14 protein-coding genes are annotated in these 15,026 nt (G+C 70.8%); 7 read left to right on the plus strand and 7 right to left on the minus strand.

Annotated elements, in window-relative coordinates; all coding sequences use genetic code 11:
- Positions 1 to 43: 43 nt before the first annotated feature.
- The 4 genes from AB0878_RS18985 to AB0878_RS19000 are packed head-to-tail and all read left to right on the plus strand — an operon-like array spanning position 44 to position 3,825.
- Positions 44 to 1,054 (plus strand): branched-chain amino acid ABC transporter permease, encoded by a 1,011-nt coding sequence (locus AB0878_RS18985; protein ID WP_366581453.1) that lies wholly within the window; start codon positions 44 to 46, stop codon positions 1,052 to 1,054.
- Positions 1,051 to 2,199 (plus strand): branched-chain amino acid ABC transporter permease, encoded by a 1,149-nt coding sequence (locus AB0878_RS18990; protein WP_366581455.1) that lies wholly within the window; start codon positions 1,051 to 1,053, stop codon positions 2,197 to 2,199. Before AB0878_RS18985 ends, AB0878_RS18990 begins: the two co-directional genes overlap by 4 nt.
- The gene (locus AB0878_RS18995) at positions 2,196 to 3,125 is read left to right on the plus strand and encodes an ABC transporter ATP-binding protein (RefSeq protein WP_366581457.1); all 930 of its coding nucleotides are present in this window, start codon (positions 2,196 to 2,198) and stop codon (positions 3,123 to 3,125) included. Before AB0878_RS18990 ends, AB0878_RS18995 begins: the two co-directional genes overlap by 4 nt.
- Positions 3,112 to 3,825: an ABC transporter ATP-binding protein gene (locus AB0878_RS19000; protein WP_366581459.1), complete on the plus strand. Its 714-nt coding sequence runs from the start codon at positions 3,112 to 3,114 to the stop codon at positions 3,823 to 3,825. Before AB0878_RS18995 ends, AB0878_RS19000 begins: the two co-directional genes overlap by 14 nt.
- Before the next feature lie 58 nt (positions 3,826 to 3,883).
- Here the strand turns inward: AB0878_RS19000 and AB0878_RS19005 are convergent, their stop codons facing one another.
- Entirely contained in the window at positions 3,884 to 4,327 is a 444-nt protein-coding gene (locus AB0878_RS19005) for a hotdog fold thioesterase (protein ID WP_366581461.1), read from the minus strand.
- Positions 4,328 to 4,389: 62 nt separating this feature from the next.
- Between AB0878_RS19005 and polA the strand changes: the two genes are divergently transcribed.
- The 3 genes from polA to AB0878_RS19020 all read left to right on the plus strand — a co-directional run bounded on the left by polA (position 4,390) and on the right by AB0878_RS19020 (position 8,457).
- Positions 4,390 to 7,152 (plus strand): DNA polymerase I, encoded by a 2,763-nt coding sequence (polA, locus tag AB0878_RS19010; protein ID WP_366581463.1) that lies wholly within the window; start codon positions 4,390 to 4,392, stop codon positions 7,150 to 7,152.
- 195 nt (positions 7,153 to 7,347) lie between these two features.
- Complete coding sequence (locus tag AB0878_RS19015) at positions 7,348 to 7,902, plus strand: EF-hand domain-containing protein (RefSeq protein WP_366581465.1); 555 nt, start codon at positions 7,348 to 7,350, stop codon at positions 7,900 to 7,902.
- Between the two features lie 57 nt (positions 7,903 to 7,959).
- Positions 7,960 to 8,457, plus strand: a complete 498-nt coding sequence (locus AB0878_RS19020; RefSeq protein ID WP_366581467.1) for a MarR family transcriptional regulator — start codon at positions 7,960 to 7,962, stop codon at positions 8,455 to 8,457.
- A 103-nt stretch (positions 8,458 to 8,560) separates the two neighbouring features.
- Here the strand turns inward: AB0878_RS19020 and AB0878_RS19025 are convergent, their stop codons facing one another.
- The 6 genes from AB0878_RS19025 to AB0878_RS19050 all read right to left on the minus strand — a co-directional run bounded on the left by AB0878_RS19025 (position 8,561) and on the right by AB0878_RS19050 (position 14,825).
- Positions 8,561 to 9,388 (minus strand): DUF72 domain-containing protein, encoded by an 828-nt coding sequence (locus AB0878_RS19025; RefSeq protein WP_366581647.1) that lies wholly within the window; start codon positions 9,386 to 9,388, stop codon positions 8,561 to 8,563.
- Positions 9,389 to 9,666: 278 nt separating this feature from the next.
- The gene (locus tag AB0878_RS19030) at positions 9,667 to 10,239 is read right to left on the minus strand and encodes a TetR/AcrR family transcriptional regulator (protein WP_366581468.1); all 573 of its coding nucleotides are present in this window, start codon (positions 10,237 to 10,239) and stop codon (positions 9,667 to 9,669) included.
- On the minus strand, positions 10,236 to 12,131 hold the full coding sequence (locus AB0878_RS19035; protein WP_366581648.1) for a YhgE/Pip domain-containing protein: 1,896 nt from the start codon (positions 12,129 to 12,131) through the stop codon (positions 10,236 to 10,238). The genes AB0878_RS19030 and AB0878_RS19035 overlap by 4 nt, the downstream gene beginning before the upstream one ends.
- A 26-nt stretch (positions 12,132 to 12,157) precedes the next feature.
- Positions 12,158 to 12,874, minus strand: a complete 717-nt coding sequence (locus AB0878_RS19040) for an ABC transporter ATP-binding protein (RefSeq protein ID WP_366581470.1) — start codon at positions 12,872 to 12,874, stop codon at positions 12,158 to 12,160.
- A 153-nt stretch (positions 12,875 to 13,027) separates the two neighbouring features.
- Positions 13,028 to 13,945 (minus strand): GNAT family N-acetyltransferase, encoded by a 918-nt coding sequence (locus tag AB0878_RS19045; protein ID WP_366581472.1) that lies wholly within the window; start codon positions 13,943 to 13,945, stop codon positions 13,028 to 13,030.
- A gap of 19 nt (positions 13,946 to 13,964) precedes the next feature.
- Complete coding sequence (locus AB0878_RS19050; RefSeq protein WP_366581474.1) at positions 13,965 to 14,825, minus strand: class I SAM-dependent methyltransferase; 861 nt, start codon at positions 14,823 to 14,825, stop codon at positions 13,965 to 13,967.
- Between the last annotated feature and the right edge of the window lie 201 nt (positions 14,826 to 15,026).

Raw genomic sequence — 15,026 nt, forward strand, 5'->3', positions numbered from 1 at the left:
GCCGGACCCGCACCCCGGACCCACATGGAGAACTAGTGTGTCGATGACCCATGACCTGAGCTCGCTCGTCCTCGCGCAGGGCGACAGCTGGATCACCTTCGACGTGAAAGGCTTTGTTGACCAGTTCTGGGCCAACACGATCGACGGTCTTGCCTACGGCAGCATCTACGCGCTCGTGGCGCTGGGCTACACCCTCGTCTACGGCGTCCTGAAGCTCATCAACTTCGCCCACTCCGAGGTGTTCATCTACGGCGCCTACGCGGTGTGGTTCACCTTGTTCGGCCTCGGCTTCCGGCCCGGCGACACGCCTGAGCTGTCGGTCGCCGAGCTGATCGGGTTCCTGTTGCTGGCCTTGCTGGCGGCGATGGCCGTCTCGGGCGGCACCGCGGTGCTCCTCGAACGCGTGGCCTACCGTCCACTGAGGAAACGCGGAGCGCCGAAGCTGGTCTTCCTGATCACCGCGATCGGCGCTTCCTTCGTGCTGCAGCAGATCCTGTTCATCTGGCGCGGCGGCAACGCCGAGCAGGGCATCCGCCTGCTGCGCAACGAGCCGGTGTTCCAGATCTTCGGCGCCGACGTCACCAACGTCACGATCATCACGATCGTCGCGTCGGTCGTGCTGATGATCGCCGCCAACATGTTCGTGAACCGCACCAAGTTCGGCCGCGGCATCCGCGCGGTGGCGCAGGACCCGGACACCGCCACGCTCATGGGCGTGAACAAGGAACGCGTCATCACGCTCACGTTCCTCATCGGCGGCCTGCTCGCCGGCGCGGCGGCCCTGTTCTACATGATGAAGATCCCGCAGGGCGCCTCGTATCAGGGCGGGTTCATCCTCGGCATCAAGGCGTTCACCGCCGCGGTGCTGGGCGGCATCGGCAACCTGCGCGGCGCGCTGCTCGGCGGCCTGCTGCTGGGTGTCGTCGAGAACTACGGCCAGACGCTGTTCGGCGGGGAGTGGCGCGACGTCGTCGCGTTCGTGCTCCTCGTGCTGATCCTGATGGTCCGCCCGACCGGCATCCTCGGCGAATCGCTCGGAAAGGCACGGGTATGACGGTGACCTCGACGCCACCGGCCGCGACCGCCCCTGTGAAGCGCAAGCGGCCGATCTCGGACTGGTGGAACAACCTGCCGCGCGTGCAGCAGTGGCTCGTGCTCGTGCCCCTCGTGGCGCTGATCTACCTGCTGCCCGTGATCAACCCGCCGATCCTCACCACGCAGCCGGGGTACGACTTCCCGATCGCGATGTTCGAGGTGTCCCGCTACGCGCTGGTCGCCATCGGGCTCAACATCGTGGTCGGCCAGGCCGGCTTGCTGGACCTCGGGTACGTCGGCTTCTTCGCGGTCGGCGCGTACGTGATGGCGCTGTTCACGAGTCCCGACTCGTCGCTGCACAAGCTGCCGTTCCTCGTCGTGCTCCCGATCGCCATGGTCGTCACGATGATCTTCGGCGTGATCCTCGGGACACCCACACTGCGACTACGCGGGGACTACCTCGCGATCGTGACGCTCGGGTTCGGCGAGATCGTGCGCCTGCTGGCCGACAACGTCGACCCGCTGCGCGGCAACCGCGGGTTCCAGTCGGTGGGGCACCCACCGGGCACCAACGCCGACGGCAGCGCGTTGTTCAACAACTCCGACGGCACGCCGTGGTACTGGCTGTGCGTCACGCTCATCATCCTGGTGCTGTTCCTCGTCGGGAACCTGGAACGCAGCCGAGTCGGCCGGGCCTGGGTCGCGATCCGCGACGACGAGGACGCCGCCGAGATCATGGGCCTGCCGACGTACAAGTTCAAGATCTGGGCGTTCGTGTCCGGCGCGGCGGTCGGCGGCCTGTCCGGCGCGCTCTACGCCGGGCAGCTGGGCTTCGTGAACAACCAGAAGTTCGACGTCGTCACCTCGATGCTGTTCCTGGCCGCGGTGATCCTCGGCGGCGCGGGCAACAAGGTCGGGGTGCTGCTGGGCGCGATCGTGGTGGCGTACATCCCGCTGCGGTTCCAGGCGATCGCCGAGTACAAGTACCTGATCTTCGGCCTGGCGCTGATCATCCTGATGATCTTTCGCCCGCAGGGCCTGCTCGGTGCGCGGCAACGGCTGCTCACGTACGGCAGGCAGGCGTACCAGCGGCTGCTCGGCCGCGGCGAGCAGGTCAGCAGCGACGGCTCACTGGCCTCCGAGACCCCGGGAGAGAAGGCATGACCGGCCCTGGCAACGGCACGGGCCCCGAGGTCCCGGCCGAGGGCGGCCTCGTGGCGGAGGTCGCCCAGATGAGCGCGGAGCAGCTCGCCGAGCACGAGGCGGAGGTCGCCGAGGTCGTCGCACCGGACCGTGAGATCGACGTCGCGGTCGGGCAGACGCTGCTGAAGGTCGACGACGTCACCGTGCGCTTCGGCGGTCTCGTCGCGCTCGACGGCGTGTCGTTCGACATCCGCCGCGGCGAGATCCTGGGCCTGATCGGGCCCAACGGTGCCGGCAAGACCACGTGCTTCAACGCGATGACCGGTGTCTACCGGCCCACCTCGGGCCAGGTACTGCTGGAGGACAAGCCGCTGGGCAAGGCCTCGCGCCACGCCATCACGCAGCTCGGCATCGCGCGCACGTTCCAGAACATCCGGCTCTTCTCCGAGATGACGGCGCTGGAGAACGTGGTGGTCGGCACCGACGCCCGCCACAAGACCAGCCTCGTCGGCGCCCTGCTGCGCACGCCCCGCCACCACCGCGAGGAGAAGCAGGCGATCGAGAAGGGCATGGCGCTGCTGGAGTTCGTCGGCATCGCCGACCGGGCGGCCGACCGCGCGAAGAACCTGCCCTACGGTTACCAGCGGCGCCTGGAGATCGCGCGGGCGCTCGCGACCGAGCCGAAGCTGCTGTGCCTCGACGAGCCGGCCGCCGGGTTCAACCCGGCGGAGAAGGAAGAGCTCATGGGGCTGATCCGGACGATCCGCGACGACGGCTACACCGTCCTGCTGATCGAACACGACATGAAGCTGGTCATGGGCGTGACCGACCGGATCGTGGTGCTGGAGTTCGGCAAGAAGATCGCGGAAGGGGTGCCTGCCGCCATCCGGCAGAACCCCGCCGTGATCGCCGCCTACCTGGGGGTGCCCGACGATGACGTTGCTTGAGCTGTCCGAGGTCTCCGTCCACTACGGCCGGATCCAGGCCGTGTCGGACCTGTCCATCACGGTCGACGAGGGCGAGATCGTCACGCTGATCGGGGCCAACGGCGCGGGCAAGTCCACCACCATGCGGGCCATCTCCGGCATCCGGCCGATCTCGGGCGGCGCGATCCGCTTCGACGGCGAGGACATCTCGCGGCTGCGCGGTGACCTGCGTGTGGTCCGCGGGATCTCGCAGTCGCCCGAGGGCCGGGGGATCTTCCCCGGCATGACGGTGCTCGAGAACCTCGACATGGGTGCGTACGCGCGCAAGGACCGCAAGAACCTGCAGCCGGACTTCGACCGCGTCTTCGAGCTGTTCCCGCGGCTCGCGGAACGCAAGACCCAGATGGGCGGCACGATGTCCGGCGGCGAGCAGCAGATGCTCGCCATCGGGCGCGCCCTGATGGCGAAGCCGCGGCTGCTGCTGCTCGACGAGCCGTCGATGGGGCTCGCGCCGCAGTTCATCCAGCAGATCTTCCGGATCATCACGGAGATCAACCGCCAGGGCACCACGGTGCTGCTGGTGGAGCAGAACGCGCAGCAGGCCCTTTCGCGGGCGCACCGCGCGTACGTGCTGGAGACCGGGCGCATCACGAAGTCCGGTACCGGCAAGGAACTGCTGGCCGACACCAGCATCAAGGAGGCCTACCTCGGCGTCGGCTGAGGGAGGCGACCCGCTCCACGGACCGGCCCCGCGCGCTTCGGCGCTCGGGGCCGGTTTCCTATTTCGCGCCCGGCGGCTTGTCCCGGACGACGCACGTAAGGCGGGCCGTGCAGGTGCGCCGGCCCTGGTCGTCGGTGAGCACGATCTCCGCGGTGATGGTGCCGCGCCCGACGTGCAACGGGGTGGCGACGCCGGTGACGACGCCCGACCGGACGGCGCGGTGGTGGGTGCAGGACAGCTCGAGGCCCATCGCGGCGCGGTCGGCGCCCGCGTTGAGCGCGGCGACGTACGAGCCGAGCGCCTCGGCGACGGTGGCGTTGGCTCCGCCGTGCAGGAGGCCGTAGGGCTGGAGGTTGCCCTCGACGGGGATCGTGCCGACGACGCGCTCGGGCGTGGCCTCGAGGATCTTCAGCCCGATCTTGTCGTTCAGCTGCTGGTCGGCGGCGGCGGGGTCGATCCCCGCGCGGGTTTCCAGCGCCAAGTCGCCGGCCTGCTCGGTCACGCAATGCTCCTCAACCTATGCGACACGTAAGAGTGTCGGACCCTCACCTTAGACTCGCTCCCGTGAGCCCGAGTGAGAACCGAACCGTAGTGAACGCCACAGCAGCCACGACCACGGCGGAGCGGCTGAAAAGCACGGCCGAGCGGCCCCGCCTGCTGCTCATCGACGGTCATTCGATGGCCTACCGCGCGTTCTTCGCGCTGCCCGCGGAGAACTTCAAGACGAAGACCGGCCAGGTCACCAACGCGGTGTTCGGGTTCACCTCGATGCTCATCAACCTGCTGCGCGACGAGGAGCCCACGCACCTCGCGGTGGCTTTCGACCTCTCGCGCAAGACGTTCCGGTCGGAGACGTTCGCCGACTACAAGGCCAACCGCAGCACCACGCCCGACGAGTTCCGCGGCCAGGTCGACCTGGTCAAGGAGGTGCTCGACGTGCTGGGCATCCCGTCGCTGGTGAAGGAGAACTTCGAGGCCGACGACATCATCGCCACCCTCACCACGCAGGCCGGCGCGTCGGACTTCGACGTGCTGATCTGTACCGGTGACCGCGACGCGCTGCAGCTGGTCAACGAGCACGTCACCGTGCTCTACCCGAAGCGCGGCGTGTCGGACCTGGTCCGCTTCACGCCCGACGCGGTGGAAGAGAAGTACGGCCTCACGCCGGCCCAGTACCCCGACTTCGCGGCACTGCGGGGCGACCCGTCGGACAACCTGCCGGGCATCCCCGGCGTGGGGGAGAAGACGGCGGCGAAGTGGATCCGCCAGTTCGGCACGCTGGCCGACCTCATCGACCGCGTCGACGAGGTGAAGGGCAAGGTCGGCGACGCGCTGCGCGAGAACCTGACGTCGGTCACCCTCAACCGCCAGCTCACCGAGCTGGTGCGCGACGTGCCGCTGGATTTGGTCCCCGACCAGCTGGAGCTGCGGCCGTGGGACCGCGACGCGGTGCACCGCCTGTTCGACGAGCTGGAGTTCCGCGTGCTGCGCGACCGGCTCTTCGCCACGCTCAGCAGCGCCGAGCCCGAGGCCGAGGAAGGCTTCGACGTCTCCGGTGAAGCGCTCGCGCCCGGCGCGCTCGGCGCCTGGCTCGCCGCGCACGCCGGCGAGGGCGAGCCGGTGGCGCTCGCGTTCCGCGCCACGGGCACGTCGATCCGCTCCGACCTGCGCGCGCTGGCCTTCGCGTGCGCTGACGGCGAAGGCGCGTACGTCGACGTCACGGCGATGGACGAAGCCGACGACAAGGCGCTCGCCGCGTGGCTGGCCGACGAGAAGATCCGCAAGATCGGCCACGACCTCAAGGTGGCGCTGCACGCCGTGCGCGCCCGCGGCTGGACGCTCGCGGGGCTGGTGCTCGACACCGCGCTCGCGGCCTACCTCGTGCGGCCCGGCCAGCGCACCTTCGAGCTCGACGACCTCGCGCTGCGCTACCTGCACCGCGAGCTGCGCTCCGAGGCGGCCGAAGGCGACGGCCAGCTGTCGCTGCTCGACGGCGGCGCGGAAGGCTTGGAGCAGAAGGAGATCTCCGACGAGCTGGTGAAGGCCCGCGCGATCTTCGAGCTCGCCGGCGCGCTCGGCAAGGAGCTGGAGGACCTCGGCGGGGCCAAGCTGCTCGCCGAGCTGGAGCTGCCGCTGCTCGAGGTCATCACCGAGCTGGAGGCCGCGGGCATCGCCGTGGACGTGGAGCAGCTCACCGAGCTGGAGGCCCACTACCTGAGCCGGGTCACGCAGGCCGCCGAAGAGGCGTACAAGGTGATCGGCAAGCAGATCAACCTGGGTTCGCCGAAGCAGCTGCAGGTCGTGCTGTTCGAAGAGCTCGGCATGCCGAAGACCAAGCGCACCAAGACCGGCTACACCACCGACGCCGAGGCGCTGCAGAGCCTGTTCGAGAAGACCGAGCACCCGTTCCTCCAGCACATGCTGGAGCACCGCGACGCCACGCGGCTGCGCACCACCGTCGAAGGCCTGATCAAGTCGGTCGCCGACGACGGGCGCATCCACACCACGCTGCAGCAGACCATCGCCGCGACCGGACGGCTGTCGTCGGTCGACCCGAACCTGCAGAACATCCCGGTGCGCACGGAAGAAGGCCGGCGCATCCGCGACGCGTTCGTGGTCGGCGAGGGCTACGTCGAGCTGATGACCGCGGACTACAGCCAGATCGAGATGCGGATCATGGCGCACCTGTCGAAGGACGACGGTCTGATCGAGGCCTTCAACAGCGGCGAGGACCTGCACACGTTCGTCGCGTCGCGCGCGTTCTCCGTGCCGGCCGACGAGATCACGGCGGAGCAGCGCTACCGCGTCAAGGCGATGTCCTACGGCCTGGCCTACGGGCTGTCGGCCTACGGGCTTTCGCAGCAGCTGCGCATTTCGACCGAGGACGCGAAGTCGCAGATGGAGGCGTACTTCAACCGCTTCGGCGGCGTGCGCGACTACCTGCAGTCCGTGGTCGGCGAAGCCGGGAAGACCGGTTACACGGAGACGATCTTCGGCCGCCGCCGCTACCTGCCCGACCTCAACAGCGACAACCGCCAGCGCCGCGAGATGGCGGAGCGGATGGCGCTCAACGCGCCGATCCAGGGCAGCGCGGCCGACATCATCAAGGTCGCGATGCTCAACGTGCACCGCGAGCTGGTGCAGGCGAAGCTGCGCAGCCGCGTGCTGCTGCAGGTGCACGACGAGCTCGTGCTGGAGGTCGCCGAAGGCGAGCGCGCCGAGGTCGAGAAGCTCGTGCGCGAGGGCATGGGGTCGGCATACGACCTGGCTGTGCCGCTGGAGGTTTCGGTCGGCTACGGCCGTTCGTGGAACGAAGCGGCGCACTAGGACTCCGAACGGACCAGAGAGGCTCCTTCCCCGCGGGGGAGGAGCCTTTTTGGTTACTTCGCGTCACTAACGAAATCACCGGGTCGGGCCGGGGGAGAACCCGGGTGCCGGTGCAGGTGATCTTGAGTCGCGACAACGCTGAGCTTCGCCCACGGGGTCCCCGGCCAAGGGGGATCGGAGAAAGGACGGCGAACGATGGCGAGTGAACTGCAGAGACGCAAGATCTCCACGGTGTTCGGGGCGATGGACGTCGACGGCGACGGATTCCTGACCGAGGCCGACTTCCAGGCGCTCACCGACCGCTGGACGAAGGCGCGCGGCCTCGCCCCCGACTCGCCGCAGGCCGCCCGTCTGAGCGAGATCATGATGGGCTGGTGGACCACGCTGCTCGCCGCGTCCGACATCGACCGCGACGAGAAGGTGACACTCGACGAGGTCCTGCTCGTGGTGGACCAGCTGGGGGACATGCCCGACTCGGTGCGCGGCACCGCGGCCGCGATGTTCGAGGCCATCGACGAGAACGGCGACGAGCGCATCTCGCGCGAGGAGTACCGGCGGCTCATCGAGACCTGGAGCGGCACGGCCACCGACACCGACACCGTGTTCCCGGTGCTGGACCTCAACGGCGACGGCTACCTCACGGCCGACGAGTTCACCGAGCACTGGCTCGAGTTCTGGGCCGGCGACAACGCCGACGCCCCGGGCACCTGGGTGTTCGGCCGGTTCGACCTGCCGCTGGCCGCCCGCTGACGACCCGCGCGCCGCGGCCGCACCTGCGGCGGCCGCGGCCCGCGAACGGGAGACACGATGTACGAGATCTCCGACATCGCGGACAACGGCGCGGCCTCCGGCGCCGGTTTCTGGCTCCACCAGGCGGCCCTGGCCTGGCGCGCCGCGCTCGACGTCCGGCTGCGCCCGCTGGGCCTGACGCCCACGCAGTTCCTCCTGCTGTCCACGGCCGCCCGCCTCGAGCGCACCGCCGGCCCCGCCACCCAGCAGGAAGTGGCCGAGCACGCCGGCGCCGATCGCATGATGACGTCGAAAGTCCTGCGGGCGCTGGAAGTCCGCGGCCTGCTCACCCGCACCGCCCACGAACGCGACGCCCGCGCCGTCCGCGTCTCCCTCACCCCCGCGGGCCGCGACCTGGCGGCCGACGCCGCGGCCATCGCGACCGAGTTCGACAGCGCCTTCTTCGGTCCCGCCGCGGAACGGCTGGCCCGCGAGCTCCGCTCCGTCGCGGAACGCCGCGGAAGGTCCGGACCACTCACCGCCGAGGAAGCGTTGCGGGCGGCGCCGGACGAGTGAGTGCGCGGTGATCGTGAAGGTGCGTGTGGAGCGACCGCGCGAGACCGAGCACCAAATGGCGCCGCCACGGTGCAGACCGAACGTCCGGTGTGGACAGTGCGGCTCAGAACAACGTCGGCGGTCCCACCGGCATCGGTTCGGCCAGGGGCGCCAGCTCGGGCACGCGCGCCCGCACGTCGTCGTGGAAGCGGCGGGCCAGCAGCAGCGCGTCGGCGTTGTCCGGGGTGTGGAGGAAGACCGTGGGGGAGCGCCCTTCGCGCAGCCAGTGCGCCACGGCGTCGGCCCAGGGGTGCCAGCCCGCGGCGGTTTCCTCGGGGTCGTCGCGGCCGAGGTAGCGGACCACGGGGTTCGCGGTGAGCGCGCGGATGCGCCGCGGCATGCGGGGCTTCTTCAGCCACGCCTCTTGTTCGGCTTCGGACGTCGGCGGCCGGGAGAACAACACCGTGGTGTCGAAGGTGATCCACTCGGCTGCGGCGCCGGCGAGGACGCGTTCCAGAGCCTGGGCGGCGCGTGCGTCTTCGAAGAACGCGCGGTCGCGGACCTCGACGGCGTAGCGGTACTCGCGGGGCAAGCGCCGCAGGAACCCGGCGAGGGCGCCGAGGGCCTCCGGTGAGAACGACGGCGGGAGCTGGATCCACAGCGTGTGGGCGCGTTGGCCCAGCGGCTCGATCGCCGCGAGGAACGGGGCCAGCACCGCGTCGACGTCGCCGAGACCGCGCTCGTGCGTGATGGCCTTCGGCAGCTTGAGCACGAACCGGAAATCGGCCGCCGTCTGCTCGGCCCAGGTCTCGACCGTGGCGCGCGACGGCGTGGCGTAGAACGTCGTGTTGCCTTCGACCGCGTTGCACCACGTCGCGTACGCGCGCAGGCGCTCCCGAGGTGCCAGGGGGTGCGGCAGGAGCCGGCCCTGCCAGGGCGCGTGCGTCCACATCGCGCAGCCGACGTGGAGTTTCACGGCGCCAGCCTAGTGGGGCACCACGGTGGGGTGATTCACCCGTGTCACCCGCCCGGTCAGCGGTACCCGCGTCACGGTCGCCTCACTTAGCGTGACATGCGTTGGTGTCGATCGATAGCGGAGGACCGAGAGATGATCAAGCGGCTCTTCAAGTTCGTCATGCGCCACGGCTGCTGCGCCGCGTGCACCGGCAAGGGCTGCGGCTGCTGCGCCAACTGCGGCTGACCCGGCGCGCGGAAGAACCGTCCGGGGTCTCAGCCACGGCCGAGGCCCCGGATCAGCACCATCACCGAGTCGCGCACGTCGGCCCGGGTGCGGGTGGGCTGGAAGACCTGCCAGTCGAGCGCGACGACGAGCATCGTGCCGAACAGGCCCGCCGCCGCGGTCTCGATGGCGACGCCCGCGGGCAGCCGGCCGGCCTCGTCGAGCCGGTGCAGCTGCCCCTTCACGATCGAGATGATCTCCTCGCGCAACAGCGCCAGCGTGTCGTGCCACTGGCCCGGCGTGCGCCACAACTCGCTCACCACGATCTGCGAGAACCCGGGGTACTCGGCGATGAACTGCAGCGTCGTGTCGACCTGCGCCTCGATCACGTCGAGCGGCTCGCCGTCCGTCACGGCGGCGCGCAGGCGCCCCGCCAGCAGGTCGACGCCGAACCGGAGCAGGCTGTCGACCAGCCCGTCCTTGGACCCGAAGTTGTAGTACACCGTGCCCTTGGCGACGCCGGCTTCGGTCGCGATCTCGTCCACCGTCAGCCCCACGAGGCCCCTGCTGGCCGAAAGCCGCAGGGTCGCCTCGAAGAGCTTCCGCTTGGTCGTCTCCCTCACAGGCTGAGCTCGGGTTTGAGGGCGGACACCGTCCAGACCCGGTGCTTGCGCGCCGCCAGGGTCGACAGCACGATCCCGCCGACGAGGTAGGCCAGCAGCACCCCGACGTCGCCGAGGATCTGCAGCGACGCGCCGCTGTAGAGCAGGTGCCGGAAACCGTCGATGGCGTAGCCCATCGGCAGCACGACGTGCAGCGGGTAGAGGGCGTCGGGAATCGTCTGCCACGGGAACGTGCCGCCCGCGCTCACCAGCTGCAGCACCAGCAGCACCAGGCCGAGGAACTTGCCGACGGCGCCGAAGAACGCGTTGAGCGCGTGCACCACCGACGTGAACGCCAGCGAGACGAGGATCGCGAACCCGATGGCGCCCAGCGGATGCGCGATGTGGATGCCGACCAGCCACGTCACCGCGGCGAACAGCACGATCACCTGCGCGATGCCGAGCACGGCCGAGGACAGCCAGCCGCCGAGCGCGACCCGCAGCGGCGCGGCGCCCGCGGTGAGCGCCCGGGTGGACAGCGGCCGGATGAGCAGGAACAGCACGAACGCGCCGATCCACGTGGCCAGCGAGATGAAGAACGGGGCCAGCCCCGCGCCGTACGTGCCCGCCGAAGCGACGCCGTTGGCCGTGACCGCGACCGGGTCGGCGATGGTGTTCGCCGTGGCCGTGCGCGTCGGGTCGTCCGGGTTCGGGATCTGCGACAGGCCCGACGACAGCCCGTCGCGCAGCTGGTTCGCCCCGCTCGCGAGCTGGTCGGTGCCGGTGACGGCGGTCTTCTCCCCGTCGTCGAGCTTGGCCGCGCCGTCGCGCAGCTGGTTCGCGCCGTCGGACGCCTGCGCGATCCCGCTGGTCAGCTGCGGTGTGGCCGAGGCGAGCTGGTGGGCACCGTCCGAAACCTGGCGGGCGCCGCTCGCGAGCTTGGCGAGGTCGCCGTTGGCGGCCTGGATCTTGGTGTTCGCCTGGTCGACGGGCGAGCGCAGCTGGTCGAGCTGCGCCAGGATGCCGTTGACCTGGGTGTCGGACAGGCCCGCGTTATGCAGGTCGGTGTTCAGCTGGGCGCGGTAGCCGTCGAGCTTGCCCTGGATGTCGGCCGACGCGGACGCGGCGAGCGACGCGGCGTCGGCCACCTGCTGGTTGCCGTCGGCGACCTGGCCGGCGCCGGTCGCGAGCTGCTGCGTCTGGCTCGGCAGCTGCGCGGTGCTCGTCTTCAGCGTGTTCAGCCCGGTCGCGAGCGTGCCCGAGCCGGTGGCCAGCCGGCTCGCGCCGTCGGCGAGCTGGTGCTGGCCGGTCTGCAGCTGCGCGGCGCCGTCGGCGAGCTGTTTCGCGCCGTTGGCGGCGTCGGAGATCTTGCCGTAGATCGTGGAGAAGCCCACGAGGAACCGGTCGGCCGCCTCGCCGCCCACCTTCTCGGCGATGGTCTTGCGCACCTGGTCGGCCACCTGCTTCGCGATGGTGCCCGCGAGGTAGTTGTTGGCGTCGTTGGTGGTGAGCGTGATCGTGGCCTGCTGCGGCGTGAAGTTGCCCGACGACAGCAGCGCGGTGGAGAAGTCGCGCGGGATGCCGATGGCGAAGGAGTACTTGTCGTCGCGCACGCCGTCGCGAGCGTCCTGTTCGGACACTTCGTGCCACTGGAAGGTGCCGGACTTGACCAGCTCGTCGGTCACCTCACGCCCGACGTTGCGCGTGGCGCCCGTCGAGTCCTTCGCGCCGGCGTCGCTGGTGAACACGGCGGCGGGCAGCTTGTCGAGGCGGCCGTACGGGTCGTAGTTCGCGTACAGGTAGAAGGACGCGTAGAGCAGCGGCACCAGCACGAGCGCGGCCATCGCCAGCTTCGGCAGCGTGCCGGCCGAGAGCCGGCGCAGCTCGTTGAGCGCGATGCGGAAGGCGTTCAGGCCGCCGGCACGCTTGTCGGGGGCGGTCATGCCGGTTCTCCTTCAGCGCTGACGTGTTCGGCGACGGGCTCTTCGACGGCGGGATCTTCGGCAGCCGGCTCTTCCGTGAGGGCGAGCAGGCGCACCGGCGCGGGCTGGTCGGTCGACCCGATGCGGGCCGGGGGATACGGGAGGGCGGACGCGGGTGTCGTCGCGGTGAGCACGGCGACGGCGAGGCCGCGCTTCGCGTGCTCCTCGGCGACCGCTGTCCACGTCTCGACGAGGCTCGTGTGCCGGTCGGGGGTGTCGAGCACGAGCACGCGCACGCCGGTGCGCTCCGCGGCCAGCTCGGCGAGCAGCCGCGTGCGCATCGCGGGCTCAAGGTTCTCGAAGCGGGTGCCGGCGAAGGGGGCGGCGTCGTGCTCGGTGAGCCAGCGCGCCACGTCCTGTTTGCCCGCGGGCCGGTGCGCCAGCGCGAGCTCCTCGCCGGCGACCACGCGCAGCGTCAGCGCCTCGTCGGGCTCGCTCACGCCCGGGGCGTCGACCACGGCGACGAGGTCGCGCGGCAGGCCGGGGACGTCGGCGGTGACCGTGCCGGTGCTCGGCTTGACGCGGCCGGCCAGCGCGAGGCCCAGCGCGGTGATCCCGACGCCGGGCTCGCCGTGGACCAGCGTCACGCAGCCGTCCTCGACGGTCAGCGAGGTGGGTGGCAACAGTGTGCCGTGGGGTCCCTCCAGGGACACCCGGTCGGCTCGTACCTGCACGGGGACTCCAATTTCTCCACTGACCGGACTTTTGAACTGACCGGTCAGTGCAAAAAGTTAGCGCACATGATCAACGGGCGGCAAGGCGGGTGGTCGCACGTCACACGACGGGGTGGTGGTGTCCCGGTCAGCGGTGCCGGTCGGCGGTCCTGGTCAGCGCAGCGCGGTCGCCGGGTGGGCTTCCCACGACGTCCACAGTGGACGATAGCCCTGCCGGTGCCAGAACACCGAGGAGAGGGGGTTCATCGGGTTGTAGTAGAGGTACGCGCCGACCGTGCCGGGACGCAGCAGTTCGCGGTGTACGTGGTCCATGAGGACGCGCCCGATCCCGCCGCCGCGGTGGCCGGGCGCGGTCACGACGTTGTTCACATACGCCCACAGCCCCGGCGGCAGGAGCTCGGCCGCCTCGGTACCCGGCGCCGAGTCCACCCACGCGCACTGGGCGAGGGCCACCGGCCGCCCGCCGGCTTCCGCGAGCCAGGTGGCCGGTTCGTCGAGCGCGCGGCGCAACGCGGGCGCGAGCAGTTCGGCGGTCTGGTCCCGGCGGCGGTGCGCCACCAGGCCGGTGTAGTCGAACGTGGCCGCGCACAGCCGGAGCACGGTGTCGAAGTCGGCCGGCCCGGCCAGGCGCACGGCGATCCCGTCGGTTCCGGCGGGCGTGCGGGGCGGCGGGTCCGTCCGCACGGCGAGCGCGGACATCGGGGCGAGCCCGTGGTCGAGGAACGCCCGGATCGCCTCCGCGTCGCGGCTCGGCCAGTTCACGACGCACGCGGAGTCGGCTTCGGCCGGTTCGGTGTCCACGAGGGACCGCAGCTCGCCCAGCAGGAGGTCGAATCCCCCGGTTCCGGCGGTGTCCGCGTCGGGGAACAGCTGCCACACCTGCGCGGCCGACCACAGCAGGGGAGTGTCGCCCGGGCCGTGGCGGTGGCGCTGCACGATCCCGGACACGCGTTCGCCCGCCCCCGTCACCGCGCTGACGCGCTCGCCCGCGGTGTCGGCGAGCGACGGCGCGGGCGGCGGCAGCAGCGGGTCGAGCGCGGCGAACCGCGCCGCGGGTTCGGTGGTGGCCACGGAAGCGCAGCGTAGCCGCTCAGGAGCGGCGCGTGCGGAAGATCGCCGTGCCGGGGAAGAGCTTGCCGCGCAACGGGCTCCACTGGCCCCAGGTGCGCGTGTGGCCCTCGGGCCACTCGGGCTCCAGCAGGTCCTCGAGCGCGAACCCGCCGGCGGCCAGCGCGCGCACATAGTCGCCGAGCGTGCGGTGGTATTCGACGTAGGTGGCCTCGCCTTCGTCGTCGACCTCCACGTACGGCGTGCGGTCGAAGTACGGCTGCGTGACGGTGAGGCCCAGCGGGCCCGGGTCGTCGGGAAAGATCCACCGCATCGGGTGGGTCACCGAGAACACCCAGGGCGAGCCGGGGCGCAGCACGCGGTGCACCTCGGCGAACACCGTCGCCGGCGAGGGCACGAAGGGCAGCGCGCCGAACGCCGAGCACGCGGCGTCGAAGCTGCCCGAGGCGAACGGCAGGTACTCGGCGTTGGCCTGGACCAGGGGCACGGCGACGCCGGTGCGCTCGTTGCCCTCGCGCGCGTGGCGCAGCATCCCGCCGGACAGGTCGGTCGCCACGGCGTCGGCCCCCGCCGAGGCGAGCCAGCGCGAGCACGCCGCCTGGCCGCAGCCGACCTCCAGCACGCGCCGGCCGCGGACGTCGCCGAGCAGCCGCACGTCCTCCTCGCGCACGCCCTCCGGGCACCACACGAAGTCGGCGTCGCCGAGGAACTCGCCGTGGGTGGCCTGGTAGTCGTCGGCGTCGGCGTCCCACCAGGCGAGGTTCGCGGCCGCCGCTTCGCCGCCGCCGACCGCGCGGTACGCGACGCCGGCCGTGCCGAGCTGCAGCTCGGCGTGCGCGTGGCGGTCGGCTGTGCCCGCGGGGGCGGCCGAGTGGTCGGACATGCGGGGTCCTTCCGGGAATGACGGGGAATGCCGGCACCGGCCGAAACGTTGCCGGAAGGGTACCGGGAGCTGTGGGGACCCTGATTGTGTGCCCTACCGGGGCCCGCGTACGATACGTGTTAGCGCAGTGGGTTCGCGCTGCCTGGGTCTTCACTTGCCGGGGGAGCGCACCGTTTGCGGGTCATGCCGCGGTCGTTCACT

It is taken from the genome of Amycolatopsis sp. NPDC047767, assembly GCF_040704195.1.
Classification (GTDB): Bacteria; Actinomycetota; Actinomycetes; order Mycobacteriales; family Pseudonocardiaceae; genus Amycolatopsis.

Coding starts and splice junctions, on each gene's coding strand:
- AB0878_RS18985 (WP_366581453.1), top strand. CDS start 44: ATGACCCATGACCTGAGCTCGCTCGTCCTCGCGCAGGGCGACAGCTGG.
- AB0878_RS18990 (WP_366581455.1), top strand. CDS start 1,051: ATGACGGTGACCTCGACGCCACCGGCCGCGACCGCCCCTGTGAAGCGC.
- AB0878_RS18995 (WP_366581457.1), top strand. CDS start 2,196: ATGACCGGCCCTGGCAACGGCACGGGCCCCGAGGTCCCGGCCGAGGGC.
- AB0878_RS19000 (WP_366581459.1), top strand. CDS start 3,112: ATGACGTTGCTTGAGCTGTCCGAGGTCTCCGTCCACTACGGCCGGATC.
- AB0878_RS19015 (WP_366581465.1), top strand. CDS start 7,348: ATGGCGAGTGAACTGCAGAGACGCAAGATCTCCACGGTGTTCGGGGCG.
- AB0878_RS19020 (WP_366581467.1), top strand. CDS start 7,960: ATGTACGAGATCTCCGACATCGCGGACAACGGCGCGGCCTCCGGCGCC.
- AB0878_RS19025 (WP_366581647.1), bottom strand. CDS start 9,388: ATGTGGACGCACGCGCCCTGGCAGGGCCGGCTCCTGCCGCACCCCCTG.
- AB0878_RS19050 (WP_366581474.1), bottom strand. CDS start 14,825: ATGTCCGACCACTCGGCCGCCCCCGCGGGCACAGCCGACCGCCACGCG.